The sequence below is a fragment of the Mesorhizobium sp. M7A.F.Ca.US.006.04.2.1 genome, assembly GCF_004022915.1.
In the GTDB taxonomy this organism is placed as follows: Bacteria; Pseudomonadota; Alphaproteobacteria; order Rhizobiales; family Rhizobiaceae; genus Mesorhizobium; species Mesorhizobium ciceri.
Genome location: NZ_RZQA01001371.1, coordinates 1 through 973, shown reverse-complemented (window position 1 = coordinate 973; position 973 = coordinate 1). Strand labels below are relative to the sequence as shown.

The 973-nt window shown below is 63.8% G+C and carries 1 protein-coding gene; it reads right to left on the bottom strand.

The genetic code is table 11. The features are described from left to right. A partial coding sequence (locus EN925_RS37370; protein WP_164894739.1) for an ATP-binding cassette domain-containing protein occupies nt 1-543 on the bottom strand: 543 nt, incomplete at its 3' end. Between the last annotated feature and the right edge of the window lie 430 nt (nt 544-973).

The following is a 973-nucleotide window of genomic DNA, read 5'->3' as shown; positions in this document are numbered from 1 at the left end:
GTCGTGGCTGGCGATGACGACGGGCACCTCGCGCGGCAGCGTGTTCAGCCAGGTTTCGAGCTGGCTGATGCGGACAAGGTCGAGATGGTTGGTCGGCTCGTCGAGCAACAGCACGTCCGGATCGGTGACCCAGACGCGTGCGATTAGCGCAAGCCTCTGCCAGCCGCCACTCAGCGCCTGCATTGGCCGCTCGCGCATCGGCTCGGGCACGTCGAGTGAATCCAGAACCACGTCGACACGCCACATCTCGCTTTCGGCCTGCTCGGACCGCAAGGCATCCGCCACCACCTGCCGGAACGTACGGGTGAGAAGGACCGGGGCAACCGACTGTTCGACATGACCGACGCGCAGGCCGCGCGTGCGGGTGATGTCACCGGAGGTCGGCTCCATCCCGCCGGTCAGGCATTTCAGCAAAGTCGACTTGCCGCGGCCATTGGCGGCGACAATGCCGAGCCGGTCGCCGGTGCCGATGGTGAGGTCGAGATTGGCAAACAGCGGCGCACTCATGGTGACGCCGAGGGATTTGAGGCTGATCAGGGCCATTTGATTTCTCTGGTCTTGCCGGAGGAAAAGTCCGGTTCAATGCACTTTGACGGTGCGCAGGCTGGCCATCAGGCTCGGCGTTGCAACACCACGAAGGGCAGACCAAAAAATCGAAGCGGGAAAAACCCGGACCGTCCCTGGTCAGCCCTGCAAGCAAGCTCGCAGGGCAGAAATCGGGCCACGCTGACGATGGTGACGATGAAACGTAAACACGTGAGCCCTCCTTTCAAGACGTTCGAGTGTGGGGAGCGATTACACCAAAGGCGGGGCTGGTGGCAAGTGGGTCGGCGGAATGCGGCGGCGGCGGAGCGCTTCCCTTCCCCTTCTGGGAGAAGGGGAAGGCGCTACTTTCCCGGCCTACCCGTCTTACCCGGCCGGCGCTTTTCCCGACGGGCGTCGGCGGGGTCTTCGTAGGAGCCAATGCCTGTTC